Source organism: Ollibium composti (assembly GCF_004801285.1).
Lineage (GTDB): Bacteria > Pseudomonadota > Alphaproteobacteria > Rhizobiales > Rhizobiaceae > Mesorhizobium > Mesorhizobium composti.
This window is the reverse complement of sequence record NZ_SSNY01000002.1, coordinates 448229-463030: the sequence shown is the minus strand read 5'-3', so window position 1 is coordinate 463030 and position 14802 is coordinate 448229. Positions and strand designations below refer to the sequence as shown.

The window sequence follows — 14802 nt, the reverse complement described above, 5'->3', positions numbered from 1 at the left end:
CATCACCGGCGAGCGGCAGCTCCTCTCAGTCAGCCCACATCTCGTGGCGGACGTTGAGTTCGGCCAGCAGCGGATCGGCGCGCAGGGTCGCTGAGACCCGCTCGACATTGGGCCAGGCGGTCCGCGTCTTGCCAGCATCCGGATACCAGCACACCAGCATGAGCATATAGAGATCGGCCAGCGTGCGCCGGCCGGCGGCGAGCCAGTCGCGGCCTTCCAGAGCGCGGTCGAGGATGCCGATCTCGCGGTCCATCTCGGCCAGCGCGGCCTGCTTGACCGCCTCGATGCCGCCGGCATCGGTGGTGTAGCGGTGGGCATAGAAATAGCGCAGGTCGGCCGGATAGAGCGCGGCGGCCATGAACGCCATCCAGCGCAGGAAATCGGCGCGGCCCGCCTCGCCGGCGACGGGGCCGAGGCCGGCGCCGGGATGCCGCTCGGCCAGAAGGATGCACATCGCCGCCGTCTCGGTCACGGCATTGCCGTCGGGCAGGACCAGCACCGGCACCTGGTTCATCGGGCTGATGGCGAGGAAGTCCGGCGCCGGGTCCGGCGTCTTCTTCACGTCGATCAGGTCGAACGGGGCGCCGGCGATCTTCAGCGCGGCCTCGACGACGAAACCGCCGGAGCCGGGCCGCGTATAGAGCTTGTACATGCGAATCCTCCCCTCGCCGTATCGCGAGACAGGAGGATGTGCCCGCAACCGCCGCCGCGCTCAAGCCGCGCCAGACGGTTTTTCGTGAGGGCCAGCAGCACGAGCCGGACAAGGGCGATGGGTTTTTGCTAATCTGGAGTCTGGCCCCTCCCCCGTAGGAGATCTATCGGCTACGACGTGCCCCCCCTCTCCGTCTCGGCTTCGCCGAGCCACCTCTCCCCCACTTCGTGAGGGGAGAGGATGGGCGCCAAGCCTTGCAGTCATCCTATCCTCTCCACCCGGAACGGGGAGAGAGTGGCTTGCGAAGCAAGACGGAGAGGGGGAGCCTTATTTGCAATAGCTCCGCCTCAAAGGTGAGGAGCCATCCCAACGCCCGCCTCAGTTCCCCAACCCGTCGAACAGGACGGTCGACAGGTAGCGCTCGGCGAAGGAGGGGATGACGACGACCATCGTCTTGCCCCTGTTTTCCGGCCGCGCGCCGACGACTGCTGCCGCCTGCAACGCCGCACCCGAGGAAATGCCCACCGGCACGCCTTCCAGCCGCGCGACAAGGCGGGCGTTGGCGACGGCATCTTCGTTGGAGACGGTAACGATCTCGTCGTAGACGGAAGTGTCGAGCACCTTCGGCGCGAAGCCGGCGCCGAGGCCCTGGATCTTGTGCGGGCCGGGCTGGCCGCCCGACAGGATGGCGGAGGCTTCCGGCTCCACCGCCACGACCTGCACCGAGGGTTTGCGCTTTTTCAGCACCTGGCCGACGCCGGTGATGGTGCCGCCGGTGCCGATGCCGGCGACGAGGATGTCGACGGCGCTCTGCGTGTCGTTCCAGATCTCCTCCGCCGTGGTGCGGCGATGGACTTCGGGATTGGCGGGGTTCTCGAACTGCTGGGGAATAACGGCGTCCGGCAGCCTGGCGACAAGTTCCTCCGCCTTGGCGATGGCGCCCTTCATGCCCTTCGGCCCCTCGGTCAACACCAGTTCGGCGCCGAGCAGCAGAAGCATCTTGCGCCGCTCCGACGACATCGTCTCGGGCATGGTCAGGATCAGCTTGTAGCCCTTGGCGGCGGCGGCGAAGGCGAGCGCGATGCCGGTGTTTCCGGACGTCGGCTCGACCAGCGTGGTGCGGCCGGGCACGATGCGGCCCTCCGCCTCCAGCGCCTCGATCATCGCCACGCCGATGCGGTCCTTGACCGAGGCGATGGGGTTGAAGAACTCCAGCTTGGCGAGCAGGTCGGCGACGATGCCCTTTTCCTTCGCGAACTTCTCCAGCCTGACCAGCGGCGTGTCGCCGATCGTCTCGGTGATCGAGGCGAAGATGCGGCCGCGGCCGGGCACGCGCGCGGACGGGTCGGGCTTGGTCATGCGTCTGGCTCCCTGAGATTCGTGAAAGGCAAGATAGGATTTTTCATCATGGAAGATAGGCCGGCACGCCAGAATAGCCGAGTGGGCGGCGTTGCAAAGGCCGTGTGCGGCTGGAATAAAATTCTCCCGAGCGACGAAGATCAGGATTGCGATTGCGCTTCATGGTTTTCCACTATGGCCTTGCGCCGTCATAGGCGACGCGCCAGATCGTGCCGGACCCGTCCTCCGTGACGATCAGCGCGCCGTCCTTGGCCACCGCGACACCGACCGGGCGACCCCACACCTCGGCATCCGACAGGACGAAGCCGGTCATGAAATCCTGATAGGCGCCGGTCGGCCGGCCATCCTCGAATTTCAGCCGCACGACCTTGTATCCGGTGCGCGTGCCGCGGTTCCACGAACCGTGCAGCGCGACGAAGGCGTCGCCCTTGTATTCGGCCGGGAACCGGTCGCCCTCGTAGAAGGCGATGCCGAGCGGCGCCGAATGCGCCTGGATGAGCACGTCCGGCACCGTCGCCTTGCCGGCGAGGTCCGGCCGCGCGCCGACATGGCGCGGGTCCTGGTGATCGCCGATATAGTACCAGGGCCAGCCGTAGAAGGCGCCGTCCTGCACCGTCGTCGCGTATTCGAAGGGCACGTTGTCGCCCAGCCCGTCGCGCTCGTTGACGACGCACCACAGCGCGCCGGTGGCCGGCTGCACGGTCATGCCCGAACAGTTGCGCAGGCCGGTCGCGACGACACGGCCGTTCTTGCCGTCGGGATCGTAGGCGCGGACTTCGGCGCGGCCCTCCTCCGAGCCCCACGCGGCGCCCGGAGCCTGCCCGTCGATCCAGCCGGCAGGCGCCTTGCCCATGCCCTCGGCGGCATTCGAATCCGAGCCGACGGAGACGTAGAGCGTGGCGCCATCGGGCGAAAAGGCGATGTCGCGGGTCCAGTGGCCGCCGGTCGGCAGGTCGTCGACGACCGTCTCGGCCTTGCCGGACGCCTTCAGCTCGCCGCTATGATAGGGGAAACGCACGACGCCGCCGGTCTCAGCAACATAGACCCATTGCGGGTTGTCCGCCGGATGGAAGGCGATGCCGTAGGGCCGGGCGAGCCCCTTGGCGAAGATGCCTTCCTCCGCCACCTTGCCGTCCTTGCCCAGCCGGTAGCTGCGCACCTGGCCGGCGCGGCTGTCGGCGACGAACAGGTCGCCGTTCGGCGCGACCCGGACGGCGCGCGGATTGCGGATTCCCGACGCGATACGCTCGGCCGAAAAGCCTGGCGGCAGCTGCGGGCCTTCGCCCTTCGGTTCCCGCGCCCGGTCGGCGCCGTTGGAGGCCGAATCGGTGGCGTAGGGCTTCGGCAGGTCGCCGGGAGCGATGTCGCGCCACAGGCCGGGCCGGTCGTCGTGCCAGCCGCCGAAAGCCTTTGCTCCCTCAAGGGGTGCGGACGGGTCCTGGGCGGCGACCGTGCCGGCACAGGCCAGCAAGACCGCTCCGCCCAGGAAAAAGCCGCGCATTCCGGTTCTTGCCTGTTCCGCCAATGCCGTCTCCTCCACGCAACCTCGAGCCGACGACGCACAGCCGCCGGCAACCCCGCCTTTACCTTGCCATATGGTTCGCCTTGCATCGGCAACAAGTGCGGCGTCTGCTTGAGCCATGCGACCAAGCACCGCCTTTCCAGTCATCGCGGTCGCCTCGGCGTTGCTCTTCACGGCGGCCGGGGCCTTGGCCGGAAACGTGCCCGCGCAAAGCTGCACGGGGCAGGACTGCATGCAGGACAACACGAAGCCGGCCGAGACCTGCCAGGGCCGCGACTGCGATCCGCCGGCACCCGGCGAGGCGACCGACTGCGACGGACGGGATTGCCAGCCCATCCCCGATGACAACGTGCCGATACCGGAAGACAAGCCGGTTCAGCCTTCCAATCCCAATCAGCAGTAGGAAGCCGCGTCGCGGCCAGTCAGGTCTCGATCCGGGCCGCAGGTAACGGAAGCGCGGACAACGCCGTCGGGTGGCCGCCAAAAATGGGTTTGCCGGACAGATCCTCAGCCGAGTTCGGCGTCGAGCTGGCTCTCGAGCCTCACCAGGTCGGCCGGCAGCGGCAGGCCGAGCGCGCGCAGCTCGTTCAGCTTCTCGCGCACCTGCTCGCGGATCTCGCGGGCATCCTCGGGCTGGTTCACCATGCTGGCGAGAAGAAGGTCGATTTCGGCCTTGATCGATTCGAACGCCATGGCTCCCTCCTGTCGGTCGTTGCCGCCGTCCGCTCAGCGCAGCATGCGCGATATGAGCTGCGCGGTATAGTCCACCATCGGCACGATGCGGGCGTAGTTCAGCCGGGTCGGGCCGATGACGCCGAGCGCGCCGATGACGCGCGCATCCTTGTCGCGATAGGGCGCCACCACCAGCGAGGAGCCCGACAGCGAAAACAGCTTGTTCTCCGAGCCGATGAAGATGCGCACGCCCGAGCCCTGCTCGGCGAGGTCGAGAAGCTGGACGAGGCCGTCCTGCGTCTCCAGGTCCTCGAACAGGTGTTTCAAGAGTTCCATGTCGGCCTGCGCCGAGACGTTTTCCAAAAGGTTGGCGCGGCCGCGCACGATGAGGCGCGACGGCAGGCCGCTTTCGGCGCCCGCCCACATCGCCAGGCCCTTTTCCACGAGGTCCTGCGACAGCGTGTCGAGGGCGGCGCGGGTTTCCTGTTTGCGCCGCTCGATCTCGGCGCGCGCCTCTGCCAGCGTGCGGCCGCGGATGTGGGCGTTGAGGAAGTTGGAGGCTTCGTGCAGCTGCGAGACGGTGATGCCGGCCGGCAGCTCGATGATGCGGTTCTCGACGTCGCCGTTCTGCGACACCAGCACCGCCAGCGCCTTGGTCGGCTCCAGCTGGATGAACTCGATGTGCTTGAGCGCGGCCTCGCTCTTGGCGGTGAGCACCAGCCCCGCGCCGCGCGACATGCCCGACAGCAACTGGCTGGCCTCGGTCAGCATGTGTTCTAGGCTCGTCCCCTCGCCCGACGCCTTCATCTGCGCCTCGATGGCGCGGCGCTCCTCTTCCGCAAGGTCGCCCAGTTCCATGAAGGCATCGACGAAGAAGCGCAGGCCCGCCTGTGTCGGCAGGCGGCCGGCCGAGACGTGCGGCGCGTAGATGAGGCCGAGATGTTCGAGGTCGCTCATGACGTTGCGCACCGTCGCCGGCGACAGCGACGACGGCAGGATGCGCGAGAGCGAGCGCGAACCGACGGGCTCGCCGTCGCGCAGGTAGGAATCGACGATGCGCCGGAAGATGTCGCGCGAGCGCATGTCGAGCGTCTGCAAAGTGGGCGACTGCACGGTCGCGTCGGTGATCGGCCGGGTCATGCGGGCAAAACCTCCGGTTCAAGGATATAGACGGGAACGGCGCCGACGCAAGGACGTGTCCCGTCCGGGACAGGGCGTTTTCCTTTGCACGCCACGCCTGCCGGGGCTAAAAGCCCGGCACGATTCAAAATCCATGAAAGCGAGCCCGAATGCGTCCCTCCAAGCGCCAGAACGACGAAATGCGCGCCATCTCCTTCGAGCGCGGCGTCTCCAAGCATGCGGAGGGCTCATGCCTGGTGAAGTTCGGCGACACGCATGTGCTTTGCACGGCGAGCCTGGAGGAACGGGTGCCGGGCTGGATGCGCAATTCCGGGAAGGGCTGGGTGACGGCCGAATACGGCATGCTGCCGCGCTCAACCGGCGACCGCATGCGCCGCGAGGCCTCCGCCGGCAAGCAGAGCGGCCGCACGCTGGAGATCCAGCGCCTGATCGGCCGCTCCTTGCGCGCCGTGGTCGACTTGGCTGCGCTGGGCGAGGTGCAGATCACGGTGGACTGCGACGTCCTGCAGGCCGACGGCGGCACCCGCACCGCCTCCATCACCGGCGGCTGGGTGGCGCTCTACGACTGCCTGCGCTGGATGGAGGCGCGCCAGATGGTGAAGGTCGACAAGGTGCTGAAGGACCATGTCGCGGCGATCTCCTGCGGCATCCACGACGGCCAGCCGGTGATCGACCTCGACTACCTGGAGGATTCGTCGGCCGGCACCGACGCCAACTTCGTCATGACCGGCAAGGGCGGCATCGTCGAGATCCAGGGCACGGCCGAGGGCGAACCGTTCTCGGAGGAACAGTTTTCCGCCCTGATGGGATTGGCCAAGCGCGGTATTTCGCGGCTGGTGGATTTGCAGAAGATGGCGGTGGACTGACGGGGCGCAGATGCAACCTTCCGCCATCCTCGAATCGGCGCTCTACGTCACCGACCTTGACGCGGCCGAGAACTTCTATGCCGAAGTCCTCGGCCTTGAGCGGATTGCGAAAGTGGAAGGCCGGCATGCGTTCTTCCGCTGCGGCCAAGGCGTGCTTCTGCTGTTCGTCGCCGAAGCGACGCGGGAGCCGCCCCCGCCCGGCGCGAAGCTGCCGGTGCCGCCGCACGGCGCCAATGGGCAAGGGCATCTGTGCTTTGCCGCTTCCGGCGATGACATCGAGCGCTGGAAGGCCCATCTGACGGGCAAGGGCGTCGCCATCGAGGCCGATTTCATCTGGCCGCCCAAACCGGGGCAGGAACGGGGCGGCCGCTCGATCTATTTCCGCGACCCGTCCGGCAACTCGCTGGAATTCGCCGAACCGAAAATCTGGAACCTCTAGAATGCACGCCCTGACGGACAAGAAGATCGTCGTCGCCAGCCACAACGCCGGCAAGCTGCGCGAGTTCGCGGACCTGCTCGGCCCCTTCGGGCTGGAGGCGAAGTCGGCCAAGGAGTACGGCCTGCCGGAACCGGACGAAACCGGCACGACCTTCGAGGAGAACGCCTACATCAAGGCTCACGCGGCGGCCGTGGTGACGGGCCTGCCCGCCATGTCCGACGATTCGGGCCTGTGCGTGGACGCGCTCGACGGTGCGCCCGGCGTCTACACCGCCAACTGGGCGGAAAAGCCCGAGGGCGGGCGCGATTTCGGCATGGCCATGCAGCGCACCGAGGTCGCCCTGCAGGAGGTCGGCGCGACCGAGCCGGCGCAGCGCACCGGCCGCTTCGTCGCCGTCATCTGCCTGGCCTTCCCCGACGGAGAGGCGGAATATTATCGCGGCGAGGTGGAGGGCCGGCTTGTCTGGCCGCCGCGCGGCGACCTCGGCTTCGGCTACGACCCGGTGTTCCTGCCCAACGGCTATGACAAGACGTTCGGCGAGATGTCGGCCGAGGAGAAGCATGGCTGGAAGCCGGGCGACGCTGAAGCGCTGTCGCACCGGGCGCGGGCCTTCAAGAAATTCGCCGAGGCGCGGCTGGGACAGATTTGATGCGCCCCGGCATAAACGGCCATCATCAGCGCCGCCCCTCACCCTTACCCTCTCCCCGTAAACGGGGAGAGGGGAGCGCCCACGTCGCAGCAGCTCGCCTCTCCCCGTTTACGGGGAGAGGATGCCGGCAGGCAGGTGAGGGGCAGCGCCCGCATGGCGTCGGAATGCACCCATGATGCTCGACCGCACACCCGGTTTCGGGGTCTACATCCACTGGCCGTTCTGCGCGGCCAAGTGCCCCTATTGCGACTTCAACAGCCATGTGCGCCATCAGCCGGTCGATCAGGAGCGCTTTGCACGCGCTTTCGCCACCGAACTGAAGACGATGCGCGCCCGCACCGGGGCGCGCGACGTGACCTCCATCTTCCTCGGCGGCGGCACGCCGTCGCTGATGAAGCCGGAAACGGTGGGCGCCGTGCTCGACGCCGTGGCGGCGAACTGGACGGTGCCGGCCGGCATCGAGGTGACGCTGGAAGCCAATCCATCCTCGGTCGAGGCCGAGCGCTTCCGCGGCTACCGGGCGGCCGGCGTCAACCGGGTGTCGCTCGGCGTGCAGGCGCTGAACGACCGCGACCTGAGGTTCCTCGGCCGGCTGCACAATGTGGAAGAGGCGCTGAAGGCGATCCGGCTGGCGCGCGAGACGTTTCCGCGCCTGTCCTTCGACCTGATCTACGCCCGCCCCGGCCAGACGCTTGAAGCCTGGCAGGCGGAACTGGAGGAAGCGATCGGCCACGCCGCCGACCACCTGTCGCTCTACCAGCTCACCATCGAGGAAGGCACGCCCTTCCACGCCCTGCACAAGGCGAGGAAGTTCGCCATTCCCGATCCCGATCTGGCGGCCGACCTCTACCAGCTCACGCAGGAGGTGACGGCAGCAAAAGGCCTGCCGGCCTACGAGATCTCCAACCACGCCCGGCCGGGCGCGGAGAGCCGGCACAATCTGACCTACTGGCGCTACGGCGAATATGTCGGCGCCGGCCCCGGCGCGCATGGCCGCTTCGTCGAGGACGGGCGGCGGGTGGTGACGTTCACCGAGAAGATGCCGGAGACGTGGCTTTCGCTGGTCGAGGCCAAGGGCGACGGCGTCGTCGGCGGCGAGGTGCTGACGCGCGCCGAGGAAGCCGACGAGTTCCTGCTGATGGGGCTCAGGCTGGCCGAAGGCATCGACCTCGCGCGCTACGAGGACTATGCCGGGCGCGGCCTGCCCCCGGCGCGGCTTTCCATCCTGCAGGAGGAAGGCCTCGTGGCGCCGCTCGGCAATTCGCGCCTGCGCGCCACGCCCGCCGGCATGATCGTGCTGGACGCCGTGGTCGCCGATCTGGCGCGATAAAGCATGATGCCGAAAAGTTGCAGACTTTTCGGAAAACATCATGCTTCAAAAACAAATGGTTAGAGCGAAATACCGATTTAAGGAAACGGCATTTCGCTCTAGCCTATCGAAACGAAAACGGCCTGCCCTGTCCGGGCAGGCCGTCGCCAATCGCCGGGGCGATCAGTTGCCGTTGTTGCCCATGCGGGCGAAGCGGGCCGGATCGGTCTTTTCCAGGCGTGCCGCCAAAAGGTAGCCGACGATCGCGGCCAGCGGGATCAGCGAGGGCAGGATGACGCCCAGCGCGCCGCCGGTGGTGCCGGTCAGGTCGCCGAAATGCAGGAAGATGTAGACGAACAGTGCCGCCATCACCAGGCCCGACAGGATCGGCAGGACCAATGTCACCAGCGGCGAGCCGGCATGGCCTTCGCGGCGGAAGAAGACGATCACCGCAAGCGAGGTGACGGTCATCATGGCGAGCACGCCGAGCGTGCCGATCTGGCTGATCCAGGTGAACATGTTGAGCACCGGGTCGAGCCCCAGCCCGGCGAATAGGGCGAGCACGATCAGCGCGCCGACGGTCTGCACCACGGAGCCGATATGCGGGCTCTGGTGGGTGCCGTGGGTGCGGCCGAACACGTCCGGCAGCAGGCCCTCGCGCCCGGCGACGTAGCTGTAGCGGGCGATGTAGTTGTGGAAGGCCGAGAGTGCCGCGAACAGGCTCGACACCAGAAGGATGCCGGCGATGGTCGGGATCGGCCCACCGACATAGTCGGCCGCCAGGTTGAAGAAGAACAGCGACGGATCGGGCAGGCCCTGGATGGTCGGGACCAGCTTGTCGGCGCCGACGCCGACGATCATCAGCCACGTGGTGAAGATGAAGAACAGGCCGATCATCAGCACAGAAAGATAGGTGGCGCGCGGGATGGTCTTTTCCGGATCACGCGTTTCCTCGGCGTAGATCGTCGTCGCCTCGAAGCCGATGAAGCAGCCCATGCAGAACAGGATCGCCGCCGTCATCGAGCCGGAGAAGAAGGCGTTGGCGTCGAAGAAGTTCATCGACAGGCCGCCGGCGCCGCCCTTGCCGAGGATGGCGAAGTCGACGATCAGCACGATGATGTATTCGAGCAGCACCGCCGCGACCAGCACCTTGGCCGACAGGTCGACCTGTCGGTAACCGAGGGCGCCGACAAGCACGATGGCCGCCAGGCTCCACAGCCACCAGGGCAGCACGAGGCCGAGTTCGCCGAAGATGCCGGCGGCGATACCGCCGAACAGGCCGATGAGGCCGAACTGCATGGCGTTGTAGGCGACGAGCGCGGTGATCGCCACAGCACCTGCCGTGCGCCCGCCGAGGCCGCGCGCGGCATAGGCGTAGAAGGCGCCGGCATTGGTGACGTGGCGCGACATGGCCACATAGCCGGCGGCGAAGGCCAGCATCACCGCCGTGACGAAGATGAAGATGGCCGGCACGCCGGCACCGTTGCCGAGCATGAAGGCCAGCGGCATGGCGCCCGCCACGCCCGTCAGCGGCGCGGCGGCCGAGATCACCATGAAGGTGACGGCGATCAGCCCCAGCGAATTCTTGCGGAGCCGGTTCGCGCCTCCGCTACTCACATCCAAAACGTTTTCCTGAGCCATAGTCCCCTCCTGTTGTTTCCTTCACATCACCAGCGGCGGCCTATCGCACCTTCGTGCCCGCCGCCGGCCGGCCACCTACCCGTTCTTGATCGGGCTGAATTTGAAAGGACCTCTTGCAGCGGGCAAGAAAGTCCCTGGCCAATTCGCTTTGCCGATCCGGCCGCCGCGCCAGCGCGACCAGCGCACCCTCCGGAAAATCCACCTTCAGCGGCACGGCCCTGGTCTCACCGCCGCGCCGGTCCCGGTTGCGCGGGGCCTGCGGCACCAACGTGTAGCCGAGCCCCTGTGCGACCAGCCCGCGCACCATGGCGAAGGACGGCGACTGCAGGCGCACGTTCGGCTTCAGGCCGTTACGCTCGAACAAGGCAGCGACGGCGCCGCGCACCGAAGGATAGTCGAGCAGGATCATCGGCAGCTCGGCCACATCGCCAAGCCGCAGGCTCGGCTTGGCGGCGAGCGGGTGGTCGGCGCTCAAAAGCACATGGGGATCGGCTGGACAGATAACCTCGGCCTCGAGTTCCGGCTCGTCGACCGTGCCGAAGGTGACCGCGGCGTCGATCTTGCCGGCGCGCATCTGCTCGACCAGATCGTCGTGGTCGGCCTCCAGCAGGCGGATGTCGACGGCGGGCGTCCGGCTGGCGAAGTCGGCGACGAGGGACGGCACGAATTCCGGCCCCAGCGTGATGAAGAAGCCGACGCGCAGCTGGTTGTGCGGATCATGCGGCTGCCGGTCTTCCGGCGCGATCGGGATGGCGCGGCGATAGCCGCGATTGGCGTAGACAAGCGGCGAGCGCTGACGCGACAGCTCGATCTGCTCGACCTCGCCGATGAGGATGAAATGCGTGCCCCACAAAAGGGCGGTCTTCAGCTCGCAATCCAGCGAGGCGATGGCGCCCTCGATGATCGGCGCGCCGGTGACGCCGGAATGCCACGGAATTTCGCCGAACCTGTCCTCGTTGAGGTGCTTGAGACGGCCGGAGAAAAGATCGGACACGAAGGTCTGGTTGCCGCTCAGCACATTGGCGCAAAAGCGCCGGTTCTTCCTGATCGCCTCGCCGGCGGGGCTGAGATGATGGATGGAGACCAGCAGGGACGGCCGGCTGGTGTCGGCCGACACCGAGGTCATGGACGAGACGGTGACGCCGAACCGGCCCGCCTCGCCATCCGTGGTCACGACTGTGACGGCGGAGGCGACGCGGCTCATGCTTTCCACGAAACGGGCGCGAAGTTCGGCATCCATGGCTTTCACCCCAGGTCGAAGAAACGTTCCAGTTCAACGTCAGGCACCTTGCGGCGGAACTCGTCGTACTGGCTCTGGCGCGTCGAGGAGAACGCCTCGACGAAGCGCGGGCCGAGCCAGTCCCTGGCGAAGGCGGAGCCGCGCAGCCGCTCGACTGCCTCGGGCATGGAGCGGGCGAAGTCGCGCGGCGTCTCCTGCGCGTAGCCGTTGCCGACGGTCTCGGCTTCCGGCTCGATCTTTTCCAGGATGCCGGCGACGCCGGCCGCCACCGTGGCGGCGACCGTCAGGTAGGGGTTGGTGTCGGCGCCCGGCAGGCGGTTTTCCACGCGCAGCGAGCCGGCGTCGTGGCCGACGATGCGAAAGCAGGTGGTGCGGTTCTCGTAGCCCCAGCTGAGGCCCGGCGGCGCGAAGGTGCCGGGGGCGAAGCGCCGGTAGGAATTGACCGTCGGCTGGAACAGGAGCGTGAGGTCGCCGAGATAGGTCTGCATGCCGCCGATGAAGTGGCGGAAGGTCTCAGACACGCCGTTCTTCTGCGACGGGTCGTGGAAGACCGATTTGCCGTCCTTGTCCTTCAGCGAGACATGGACGTGGATGGACTGGCTGTCGGCGGCTTCCGTCCAGCGCGGCATGAAGGTGACGCAGCGGCCCTGGCGCTGGGCCAGCGCACGGATGAAGTTCTTCAAGAGCACCAGCTGGTCGGCCGGCTCCAACCCCTCGCCGGCGGCGATGCAGGCTTCGAGGAAGCCGCCGCCGATCTCCTCGTGCATCTTGGCGAGGTCGATGCGCAGCGGCACACACATCTCGGCCACCGCCTCGTACCATTCCGTCTGCTGCACCTGGTAAAGGACGAGGTCGTGGCTGTTGTGCTGCGTGGCGGTCTTCAAGTTGCGATAGCCCTTGGCGCGGGCGCTTTCGGGCGTCTCGTCGAACAGCGTGTATTCCAGTTCCATGCCGTAGCGGGGCCGGTAGCCGGCCTCGCCGACGCGGGCGAGCACGCGGCCAAGCATGGAGCGCGGGCAGAATTCGGCGGTGCCGCCGGAATAGTTGGCCAGCACCAGCATGTCGTGGCCGGGCTTCGACCACGGCAGGCGGCGCACCGTAACTGGGTCGAGGACCAGCGGATCGTCGTGGAAATCCGAGGTTCCGTCCGAGACGCCGGGAATGGGCAGCACCACGTCGGTCGGGTCGAGCGCCAGCGTCACCGGCGACATGCCCATGCCGTTCTTGGCGATGCCCTTCAGGCTGCCGGCCGAGACCATCTGGCCGCGCAGCAGGCCGTTGGTGTCGGTCATCGCCACAGTCGCAAAGCGGCTGGCCGGATCGGCCAGGTAGTCCTCGATCGTCATGGGTCACCTGCTGGAAAGGGTTGGGCGCCGATGAGCGCCTGCAAAGCGTGGAGGTCTTCGTCCGGCCGGGTCGAATAGGCCTTCAGGAAAACCCGCAAACCGTTGTTGATGTAGCGTGCCAGTTCGGGCCGGCCGGGAACGCGGTCGGGCCTGTAGAGCGCATGGTTGCGCGGTGCCGACAGGATCAGGCCCCACAGGTCCTCGGCAGCCAGTTCGGGATCGTCGAAGGCGAGCTGGCCCGCGGCGCGGCGGCCCTCCAGATAGTCCATGATGCCGGCAAGCAGCCGGTCGGGGCCACTCTCCTGATAGGCTTGGCCGATCTCGGGAAACCGCTGCACCTCGCCGATGATGAGGCGGGCGAGCGACAGCATGTCGGGGCGCAGCACCGTGGCGGCATAGTCCCAGGCGAAGCCCAGCAGGTCGGCGACCATGCCCTTGCCGGACGGATGCAGGAAGAACTCCAGCATCTGGTCGCGCTCGCCGAACAGCATGGCCGAGAACAGCGCTTCCTTGGAAGAGAAATACTGATAGAGGGTCGGCTTCGACAGGCCGGCCTCGATGGCGACGCCGTCCATCGTCGCGCCCGAATAGCCCGTCTCGGAAAACACTTTCAGCGCGGCGTCGAGAATGCGCCGCTCGCGCTCGATGCGGTTCTGCTGGCGGCGCGGCAGGGCGCTCATCGCGGCAGCCTTTCGAGGAAGTCGAGCAGGACGCGATTATAGGCCTCGGGCTGCTCGACGTTGCAGACGTGGCCCGCGTCGGAAATCGTCTCGTAGCGCACGTCGGGCCGGGGCGACTCGGCCAGGATGCGGCCGGCGACGCCGCGGATCTCGGCCGGCGAAGCCAGCCGGTCGTATTCGCCCGTCATCATCAGGACCGGCATGGAAAGCCGCGCAAAATCGAACCGCTCCGGTGGATTGGTAAAGCAGGACAGCGCATCGCGATAGGTGCCGGACGGGATCGCCTTCATCGACGCCAGAAGCTGCGCCCTCACCTGTGCCGAAGCGTGCGGCCCGGCCAGTACTTCGACCACGGCCGGCGCGAAGTCGGCCGGCGTCTGTCCGGCGTCGAGCGGCACCTGCCGGCTGGTGCGGAAGGCGTCGCGTTCCGCGCGGCCCGCTTCCGACATGCCGGTGCAGCCGCCCGACAGGACGAGGCCTGCGAGCATGTCGGGATAGCGCATGGCGAAGGAGGTGGCGATCCACGAGCCATAGGACAGGCCGACCAGCACAAGCCGGTCGGCGCCCAGCGCTTCGCGCACGCGCAATATGTCGGCGCAGTAGTCCTCGACCGTGGACTGGCCGGGGCCGAGCGCGCTGCCGCCGTAGCCGCGCAGGTCGAGGGCGGCGGCGCGCATGACGGTGCCGGCCGCGCCGAGCTGGGCGTCCCAATTGCCGCGCGCGCCGCCAATGCCGTGCAGGAACAGGCAGAGCGGCCCGCCCTTCTGCGGCGTGACGGTGAGCGCCAGCCGGGGGGCCGTATCGACGGTGATGTTTGCCAGCGGAACCGATGCGGGCATCGCCCTTGCCGCGCCCGGCTTGCCGGCGCGATGCGCCGCCGACAGGGCGGCGATGCCGGCCTCGAAAATGGCCTTCGTGCCTTCGCAGATCGCGGACAGCCGCGCCGGGTCCGGCGCCTCGACGGTCGCGGTCCATTCGATGGTGCAGCCGCTGCCGGACGCGGCGATGCTGATGCGCGCATCGTAACGGTCCACGCCGGCTATGCCTTGCAGGTGGGTGTAGCCGAGCGTGCGGTCGCTGTCGCTTTGCCATGTCAGCCGCTCGCGGTAGAGCGTGTCCTCGCCCTGCACGGTGAAGGCGCGGATCAGGGAACCCCGGTCGTCGCGCTCCTCGCGCATGGTGGCGATGGCGGGATGCCAGCGCCCGCAGAAATCGCCGGCAACGGCCCAGGCCGCCTCGGGAGAGGCCGGGGACTGCCCGATGACCTGGACGCGATCGCGCGGCATG

15 protein-coding genes are annotated in these 14802 nt (G+C 67.7%); 5 read left to right on the top strand and 10 right to left on the bottom strand.

Annotated features, from left to right (window positions below; genetic code table 11):
• Window positions 1-25: 25 nt before the first annotated feature.
• The 3 genes from E6C48_RS05515 to E6C48_RS05505 form a co-directional block, all read right to left on the bottom strand.
• Window positions 26-652, bottom strand: a complete 627-nt coding sequence (locus E6C48_RS05515; protein WP_136354844.1) for a glutathione S-transferase family protein — start codon at window positions 650-652, stop codon at window positions 26-28.
• Between the two features lie 378 nt (window positions 653-1030).
• Window positions 1031-2011 (bottom strand): cysteine synthase A, encoded by a 981-nt coding sequence (gene cysK / locus E6C48_RS05510; RefSeq protein ID WP_136354842.1) that lies wholly within the window; start codon window positions 2009-2011, stop codon window positions 1031-1033.
• A gap of 172 nt (window positions 2012-2183) precedes the next feature.
• Window positions 2184-3512, bottom strand: coding sequence for a PQQ-dependent sugar dehydrogenase (locus E6C48_RS05505; RefSeq protein WP_136354840.1), 1329 nt, complete (start codon window positions 3510-3512; stop codon window positions 2184-2186).
• 253 nt (window positions 3513-3765) lie between these two features.
• Here E6C48_RS05505 and E6C48_RS22480 point away from each other — a divergent pair, with 253 nt between their 5' ends.
• A complete protein-coding gene (locus tag E6C48_RS22480) occupies window positions 3766-3936 on the top strand; it encodes a hypothetical protein (protein ID WP_168734454.1) in 171 nt (56 codons plus the stop codon).
• 104 nt (window positions 3937-4040) lie between these two features.
• Here the strand turns inward: E6C48_RS22480 and E6C48_RS05500 are convergent, their stop codons facing one another.
• Together E6C48_RS05500 and hrcA are read right to left on the bottom strand one after the other, a co-directional pair.
• Window positions 4041-4226, bottom strand: coding sequence for a hypothetical protein (locus E6C48_RS05500; RefSeq protein ID WP_136354838.1), 186 nt, complete (start codon window positions 4224-4226; stop codon window positions 4041-4043).
• Between the two features lie 33 nt (window positions 4227-4259).
• Window positions 4260-5345 (bottom strand): heat-inducible transcriptional repressor HrcA, encoded by a 1086-nt coding sequence (gene hrcA, locus E6C48_RS05495; RefSeq protein ID WP_136354836.1) that lies wholly within the window; start codon window positions 5343-5345, stop codon window positions 4260-4262.
• Window positions 5346-5494: 149 nt separating this feature from the next.
• Between hrcA and rph the strand changes: the two genes are divergently transcribed.
• From rph to hemW, 4 genes are all read left to right on the top strand, one after another.
• Entirely contained in the window at window positions 5495-6211 is a 717-nt protein-coding gene (rph, locus tag E6C48_RS05490; protein WP_136354834.1) for a ribonuclease PH, read from the top strand.
• 10 nt (window positions 6212-6221) lie between these two features.
• Window positions 6222-6650, top strand: coding sequence for a VOC family protein (locus E6C48_RS05485; RefSeq protein WP_136354832.1), 429 nt, complete (start codon window positions 6222-6224; stop codon window positions 6648-6650).
• 1 nt (window position 6651) lies between these two features.
• Window positions 6652-7299, top strand: coding sequence for an RdgB/HAM1 family non-canonical purine NTP pyrophosphatase (rdgB, locus tag E6C48_RS05480; RefSeq protein ID WP_136354830.1), 648 nt, complete (start codon window positions 6652-6654; stop codon window positions 7297-7299).
• 172 nt (window positions 7300-7471) lie between these two features.
• Window positions 7472-8629 carry a radical SAM family heme chaperone HemW gene (gene hemW / locus E6C48_RS05475; RefSeq protein ID WP_206086438.1) on the top strand — a complete coding sequence of 386 codons (1158 nt, stop codon included), beginning with the start codon at window positions 7472-7474 and terminating at the stop codon, window positions 8627-8629.
• 162 nt (window positions 8630-8791) lie between these two features.
• Here hemW and E6C48_RS05470 read toward each other — a convergent pair whose 3' ends face one another.
• The 5 genes from E6C48_RS05470 to E6C48_RS05450 are packed head-to-tail and all read right to left on the bottom strand — an operon-like array spanning window position 8792 to window position 14801.
• Complete coding sequence (locus E6C48_RS05470) at window positions 8792-10249, bottom strand: APC family permease (protein ID WP_139954360.1); 1458 nt, start codon at window positions 10247-10249, stop codon at window positions 8792-8794.
• 40 nt (window positions 10250-10289) lie between these two features.
• Window positions 10290-11489: a LysR substrate-binding domain-containing protein gene (locus tag E6C48_RS05465; protein ID WP_136354826.1), complete on the bottom strand. Its 1200-nt coding sequence runs from the start codon at window positions 11487-11489 to the stop codon at window positions 10290-10292.
• Window positions 11490-11494: 5 nt separating this feature from the next.
• Window positions 11495-12835 (bottom strand): glutamine synthetase family protein, encoded by a 1341-nt coding sequence (locus E6C48_RS05460; protein WP_136354823.1) that lies wholly within the window; start codon window positions 12833-12835, stop codon window positions 11495-11497.
• Complete coding sequence (locus E6C48_RS05455; RefSeq protein ID WP_136354821.1) at window positions 12832-13515, bottom strand: TetR/AcrR family transcriptional regulator; 684 nt, start codon at window positions 13513-13515, stop codon at window positions 12832-12834. The genes E6C48_RS05460 and E6C48_RS05455 overlap by 4 nt, the downstream gene beginning before the upstream one ends.
• Window positions 13512-14801, bottom strand: a complete 1290-nt coding sequence (locus E6C48_RS05450; protein WP_136354819.1) for an alpha/beta fold hydrolase — start codon at window positions 14799-14801, stop codon at window positions 13512-13514. The genes E6C48_RS05455 and E6C48_RS05450 overlap by 4 nt, the downstream gene beginning before the upstream one ends.
• Window position 14802: the final 1 nt, after the last annotated feature.

Bases quoted from the DNA above. Each gene is read 5' to 3' on its own strand.
- E6C48_RS05485 (WP_136354832.1), top strand. From the start codon at position 6,222: ATGCAACCTTCCGCCATCCTCGAATCGGCGCTCTACGTCACCGACCTT.
- E6C48_RS05500 (WP_136354838.1), bottom strand. From the start codon at position 4,226: ATGGCGTTCGAATCGATCAAGGCCGAAATCGACCTTCTTCTCGCCAGC.
- E6C48_RS05515 (WP_136354844.1), bottom strand. From the start codon at position 652: ATGTACAAGCTCTATACGCGGCCCGGCTCCGGCGGTTTCGTCGTCGAG.
- hemW (WP_206086438.1), top strand. From the start codon at position 7,472: ATGATGCTCGACCGCACACCCGGTTTCGGGGTCTACATCCACTGGCCG.
- E6C48_RS05470 (WP_139954360.1), bottom strand. From the start codon at position 10,249: ATGGCTCAGGAAAACGTTTTGGATGTGAGTAGCGGAGGCGCGAACCGG.
- E6C48_RS22480 (WP_168734454.1), top strand. From the start codon at position 3,766: ATGCAGGACAACACGAAGCCGGCCGAGACCTGCCAGGGCCGCGACTGC.
- E6C48_RS05460 (WP_136354823.1), bottom strand. From the start codon at position 12,835: ATGACGATCGAGGACTACCTGGCCGATCCGGCCAGCCGCTTTGCGACT.
- E6C48_RS05450 (WP_136354819.1), bottom strand. From the start codon at position 14,801: ATGCCGCGCGATCGCGTCCAGGTCATCGGGCAGTCCCCGGCCTCTCCC.
- E6C48_RS05465 (WP_136354826.1), bottom strand. From the start codon at position 11,489: ATGGATGCCGAACTTCGCGCCCGTTTCGTGGAAAGCATGAGCCGCGTC.
- hrcA (WP_136354836.1), bottom strand. From the start codon at position 5,345: ATGACCCGGCCGATCACCGACGCGACCGTGCAGTCGCCCACTTTGCAG.
- E6C48_RS05455 (WP_136354821.1), bottom strand. From the start codon at position 13,515: ATGAGCGCCCTGCCGCGCCGCCAGCAGAACCGCATCGAGCGCGAGCGG.
- cysK (WP_136354842.1), bottom strand. From the start codon at position 2,011: ATGACCAAGCCCGACCCGTCCGCGCGCGTGCCCGGCCGCGGCCGCATC.
- E6C48_RS05505 (WP_136354840.1), bottom strand. From the start codon at position 3,512: ATGCGCGGCTTTTTCCTGGGCGGAGCGGTCTTGCTGGCCTGTGCCGGC.
- rph (WP_136354834.1), top strand. From the start codon at position 5,495: ATGCGTCCCTCCAAGCGCCAGAACGACGAAATGCGCGCCATCTCCTTC.
- rdgB (WP_136354830.1), top strand. From the start codon at position 6,652: ATGCACGCCCTGACGGACAAGAAGATCGTCGTCGCCAGCCACAACGCC.